Annotated in this window: 5 protein-coding genes; 2 read left to right on the top strand and 3 right to left on the bottom strand. The window is 72.5% G+C overall.

Annotated features, from left to right (window positions below):
• Positions 1–11: 11 nt before the first annotated feature.
• Positions 12–503, bottom strand: a complete 492-nt coding sequence (locus L1885_RS23430) for a MarR family winged helix-turn-helix transcriptional regulator (protein WP_235799153.1) — start codon at positions 501–503, stop codon at positions 12–14.
• Between the two features lie 262 nt (positions 504–765).
• Here L1885_RS23430 and sigJ point away from each other — a divergent pair, with 262 nt between their 5' ends.
• Complete coding sequence (sigJ, locus tag L1885_RS23425) at positions 766–1,683, top strand: RNA polymerase sigma factor SigJ (protein WP_235799152.1); 918 nt, start codon at positions 766–768, stop codon at positions 1,681–1,683.
• Between the two features lies 1 nt (position 1,684).
• Here the strand turns inward: sigJ and L1885_RS23420 are convergent, their stop codons facing one another.
• Complete coding sequence (locus tag L1885_RS23420; RefSeq protein WP_235799151.1) at positions 1,685–2,485, bottom strand: nucleotidyltransferase domain-containing protein; 801 nt, start codon at positions 2,483–2,485, stop codon at positions 1,685–1,687.
• 40 nt (positions 2,486–2,525) lie between these two features.
• Between L1885_RS23420 and proC the strand changes: the two genes are divergently transcribed.
• On the top strand, positions 2,526–3,389 hold the full coding sequence (gene proC, locus L1885_RS23415) for a pyrroline-5-carboxylate reductase (protein ID WP_268984416.1): 864 nt from the start codon (positions 2,526–2,528) through the stop codon (positions 3,387–3,389).
• An 82-nt stretch (positions 3,390–3,471) separates the two neighbouring features.
• Here proC and trpS read toward each other — a convergent pair whose 3' ends face one another.
• Positions 3,472–4,473 (bottom strand): tryptophan--tRNA ligase, encoded by a 1,002-nt coding sequence (gene trpS, locus L1885_RS23410; RefSeq protein WP_235799150.1) that lies wholly within the window; start codon positions 4,471–4,473, stop codon positions 3,472–3,474.
• Positions 4,474–5,042: the final 569 nt, after the last annotated feature.

The following is a 5,042-nucleotide window of genomic DNA, read 5'->3' as shown; positions in this document are numbered from 1 at the left end:
GGCCCGCGCCCTCACGCCCCGGCGGGCAGGACCGCGGGCGCCGACGCCAGCGGGATGCCGGCCTCCTCGATGGCCCGCACCAGCGGGGCGAGCTCCGGGTTGCGGGCGGCCTCGGCCAGCGCGTCGCGCAGGGCGGCGTCGTTGGTCGGCCGGGCGCGCTCCAGCAGGGCCAGGCCCTCGGCCGTCACGTCGGTGTAGATGCCCCGCCGGTCGGTGGGGCAGAGGTAGCGGGACAGCAGGCCCCGGTCCTCCAGCCGGCTGACCAGGCGCGTCGTCGCACTCTGGCTCAGCACCACCGCGTCCGCGACCTGCTTCATCTGGAGGTGCCCGCCGTCGCCGTCGTGCTGCCGGCTGAGGGTGTTGAGCAGGGAGTACTCCCGCACGCTCAGCCCGTGCCCGGCCTGCAGGAGCCGCTCGATGTGCGACTCGATCTTGCCGTGGAGCACCGACAGCGCGGACCAGCCCTGGGCGAGGGCGGTGAGTGCCGGGTCGGTCGCGGTCATCTGGGACCTCCGTCTGCCTGTAGCGCGGCTGCTTCCCGCGGATCCTGCTTGTGCCCTTCGTACCTCACTCCAGAGTAGTCCACGGATGAAATATTCCGCGTGTGCAAGTAAATCTGTCGCGGAACCACTCCGACCTGGGGTGATAAGACCCACGACTGGTCACGAGACGTCCGAGGTCTTGGACGTACGCGCCGAAGAACGGAAGGCTGGGTGGCGTGGAACACGCGAGCGCGACGGCGTCACACCATCCGGGAGCCGGACCATGGCGGAGCTAGCGGCATTCGAACGGGAACGGGACCATCTCTGGGGCATCGCGTACCGCATCACGGGCTCGGTGGCCGACGCCGACGACGTGCTGCAGGACGCGTGGCTGCGCTGGCAGCGCCTCGGCGACGACGAGGCCAGATCGCCGCACGCGTACCTCACGACCGTGGTCAGCCGGCTCTGCTACGACCAGCTGACGTCGGCGCGTGCCCGCCGGGAGTCGTACACCGGCACCTGGCTGCCCGAGCCGCTCGTCTCCGAGCCGGGCCCCGAGGACCGCGTCACCCTCGACGAATCGCTGGGCACGGCCATGCTCTTCGTCCTCGAACGCCTGACTCCCGCCGAGCGGACGGCGTTCGTCCTGCACGACGTGTTCTCCGTGCCGTTCGCGGAGATCGCCGAGGTCGTGGGCCGCAGCTCCGACTCCGTGCGGCAACTGGCCTCGCGCGGCCGGCGCCGCGTCCGCGCCGAGGTGCCGCGCAGATCGGTGGACCGGCAGGAGAGCCGCCGGGCGGTGGACGCGTTCCTGAAGGCCGTCATGGCGGGCGACTTCGACGGCCTGCTCGAGGTGCTCGACCCGGACGCGGTGCTCCGCTCCGACGGCGGCGGCAAGGTCCGCGCCGCACGGCTGCCGGTGATCGGCGGCGAGAAGGTCGCCACCTTCATGACCCGCATCCTGCGCAACTTCGACCCCGACCGCATGCGCCTGGTCGCCCGTGACGTCAACGGCGCGCCCGGGGCGCTGCTGTACGACGTGACGGCAGGGCCCGTCGCCGTCTACGCGTTCACCGTGGGGGAAGGCCGCATCCGCTCCATCTACGGGGTCCTCAACCCCGACAAGCTGGGACACGTCCCGGCGCAGCGGCAGCCCGAGGACGACGGCTACCGCCTGACCGCCGCGCGCGGCGGCGCCTGAGTCAGGACCGCACGGGATCCGCCTCGCCGAGCCCCGGGGTCCGCTCGACCGCGGCGCGGACGAACGCCCGCGCCAGCTCGCCCCTGCGCGTGCGCCACGGCTCACGGGCGGGCGCCGGGTCCGGGTCGTAGCGCAGCGCGCGCACGTCCTCGACCACGTCCGACGGGGCACCCATGCGGGCGAGTTCGGCCAGCGCCTCGCCCTTCGTGATCAGCCTGTCCTCACGCAGCAGCACCGTGGCGCGGGCCATCGTGAGCACGCCCAGGGTGACCCAGATGTCCTCCGACCACAGCTCGGGCTCGGCGGCCCGCTCGTACCAGTACGTCCGCAGGTCGGCCCGCACGAACGCGGCGAGTTCGCCCTCGCGCAGCAGCGGCAGCACCGCCTTCGGCGGCCGGCCGCGCAGCACCCTTCCCGCGTCCAGGAGTTCGCGCCGCGTCACCGGGGTGACGGGTCGTTCGAACGCCTCGCCGTGCGCCCAGGTCAGGTGGTCGAGCGACGCGTCACCGAGCGACGCCGCCGGGAGGTACGTGCAGTGCAGGTTCCGGGCGAGTGCGTCGCGGGCCACCACGCGGTGCACGGACACCAGTTCCTCCCGCCGCCGCGCGTCCGGGGCGGTGCCGGGCGCGAGCACGGCGACGAGGTCGAGATCGCTGCGCCCTTCCTGGTAGTCGCCCATCGCGAGCGAACCGTGGGCCCACAGGTCGGTCACGTACGGGGGCAGCGCGGCGGTGAACCGGCCGAGCAGCCGCTCGGTCGCGGGGGCCACGGGGGTCGCGGGGCGCGTGGGGTCCGAGGTCATGGATGCCAGGATGGCCCCGACGAAGTCTGTACGAAACCCCATGCACCATCCGCACGGCGAGGTGACCGAAGTGACCGGTACGAACCAGGCGCGCTCGAACAGGACCGTCGCGGTCCTCGGTGCGGGCAAGATCGGCGAAGCGCTGCTGAGCGGCATGATCCGTGCGGGCTGGCGCCCGGAGCGGCTGCTCGTCACCGCGCGCCGCCCGGAGCGCGCCCTGGAACTGCGCGACCGCTACGGCGTCGAGCACGTCACCAACGAGGAGGCGGCGAAGCGCGCCGACACCCTCATCCTCGCGGTGAAGCCGCAGGACATGGGCAAGCTGCTGGAGGAGCTGGGCCCGCACACCGCCACCGACCGCCTGGTGATCAGCGCGGCGGCGGGCATCACCACGGCGTACATCGAGGAACGGCTCGCCTCCGGCGTGGCGGTCGTGCGCGTCATGCCGAACACCCCCGTCGTCGTCGACGAGGGCATGTCGGTGATCTCGGCAGGCCACCACGCGGAGCCCGGGCACCTCGCGCACGCGGAGGAGATCTTCGGCGGCGTCGGCAAGACGCTGCGGGTGCCGGAGTCCCAGCAGGACGCGGCGACGGCCCTGTCCGGTTCGGGTCCGGCGTACTTCTACTTCCTGGTCGAGGCCATGACGGACGCGGGCATCCTGCTCGGCATGCCGCGGGCGCAGGCCCACGACCTGATCGTGCAGTCCGCGATCGGCGCCGCGGTCATGCTGCGCGACAGCGGCGAGCATCCGGTGAAGCTCCGCGAGGCGGTCACCTCCCCGGCGGGCACCACGATCAACGCGATCCGCGAGCTGGAGGACCACGGCGTGCGGGCGGCGCTGATCGCCGCCATCGAGGCCGCGAGGAACCGGAGCAGGGAACTGGCGGGCGGCAACGGCTGACCCGCGGGGCCCCGGCGCCCGCCCGGTCGCGGGCGCCGTCCCTCCGCCGCCGATGGACGGCGGACGGACGGCGCACGAGCCGTCAGGCCGCCGGGAGCAGCCCGATCGCCGCGTACGCGGCGTCGACGACCGGACGTGCCAGGGACCGCGCGCGCTCCGCGCCGGCCCGCAGCACCCGGTCCACCTCGGCCGGGTCCGCGGCCAGCGCCGCGTGCCGCTTCTGGAGCGGCCGCAGCACCTCGATCACGGCGTCCGCGGTGTCCCGCTTGAGCGCGCCGTACGAGTCGTACGAGGCGGCCAGCGCGACCGGGTCGTCACCGCCGCCGCACGCGGACAGGATGTCCAGCAGGTTGGCGACGCCGGGCCGCGCGGCCCGGTCGTGGACCACGTCGCGCCCGCTGTCCGTCACCGCCCTCATGATCTTCTTGCGCACGGTGTCGAGCTCGTCGAGCAGATAGATGATCCCGGCCCCGTCGGCGTGGGACTTGCCCATCTTCGCCGTGGAGTCCTGGAGGTCCATGACCCGCGCGGCCACCCGGGGCGCGACGGCGCGGGGGACCGTGAACGTCTGCCCGTAGCGCTGGTTGAAGCGCACCGCCAGGTCGCGCGTCAGTTCCACGTGCTGGCGCTGGTCCTCTCCGACCGGCACCTCGTCCGTCCGGTAGGCGAGGATGTCGGCCGCCATCAGGGCCGGGTACGACAGCAGCGAGAACCGCACGCCCTCGCCGGTCTCCCGGGCCCGGGCGCTCTTCTCGCGGTACTGGATCATGCGGCGCAGCTCGCCGTCGGTCGCCACGCACTCCAGCAGGTAGGACAGGCGGGCGTGCTCGTCGACGTGGCTCTGCACGAACAGGGTGCAGACGTCGGGGTCGAGTCCGGCCGCGAGGAGCAGGGTCGCGGTACCCCGGCTGAGTCTGCGCACCCGCGCGGGATCGTGCTCCACCGTGAGGGCGTGCAGGTCCACGACCGAGAAGAGGGCGTCCGCCCGGTGCTGGTCCGTGCTCACCCACCGGGAGACCGCCCCGAGGTAGTTGCCGAGCGTCAGGTGTCCCGTCGGCTTGATGCCGCTGAAGATGGTGGTCATCGTGCTGTCTCCGCTCTCCGTGGAGGCCCCGCGTGTCCGGCGGCCGGGCCCCGGCTCCGGGAGGAGCTGGGGCGGAGAAACAGCAACGGCCGCCGGGGGCGGCGGCCGTGGGGTGCATGCGCGTACCGGCCGCCGTCAGGCGGCCCGCCACTGATGGGCGCGAGGGGTACGTGCACGCGAGGTCATGGGCGCAAGACTACGCGGGTTACCCCGGAGTTGACAGCACAAACACCGATCCGTAACGTACTCCGAGCTGTTCGACGTGAGCGCCGATCCAGGTCGGTCCCCGGGCAGCCACTCCGCAGGAACCCTCACGAGCAGCCGGCTTTCCGCCGGACTGTTCCGTGCGTGCTTTCGACGGAGCGTGGAGAAGGAATCCGCGTTCGAAAGGACCGGAAGCCCCGATTAGCGTCGGAGCCCCTGAATCCGCTAAAGTCTCACTCGTCGGAACGGCCGAGCGAAAGGGCCGGAAAGACAAAAGCAGGACCCCGACCGACGGGGAATCGGACACGAAAGAGTCTGATAGAGTCGGAGACGCAAGACAGCAGGACACGAAAGACCAGCAGGAC

This window comes from Streptomyces fuscigenes (assembly GCF_021556455.1).
GTDB lineage: Bacteria > Actinomycetota > Actinomycetes > Streptomycetales > Streptomycetaceae > Streptomyces > Streptomyces fuscigenes.
Note: the sequence above shows the minus strand (reverse complement) of the source record. Positions and strands in the feature narration are given on the sequence as shown.

Excerpts from the sequence above, each read along its gene's own strand:
- L1885_RS23430 (WP_235799153.1), bottom strand. The coding sequence starts at position 503 with ATGACCGCGACCGACCCGGCACTCACCGCCCTCGCCCAGGGCTGGTCC.
- sigJ (WP_235799152.1), top strand. The coding sequence starts at position 766 with ATGGCGGAGCTAGCGGCATTCGAACGGGAACGGGACCATCTCTGGGGC.
- L1885_RS23420 (WP_235799151.1), bottom strand. The coding sequence starts at position 2,485 with ATGACCTCGGACCCCACGCGCCCCGCGACCCCCGTGGCCCCCGCGACC.
- proC (WP_268984416.1), top strand. The coding sequence starts at position 2,526 with ATGCACCATCCGCACGGCGAGGTGACCGAAGTGACCGGTACGAACCAG.
- trpS (WP_235799150.1), bottom strand. The coding sequence starts at position 4,473 with ATGACCACCATCTTCAGCGGCATCAAGCCGACGGGACACCTGACGCTC.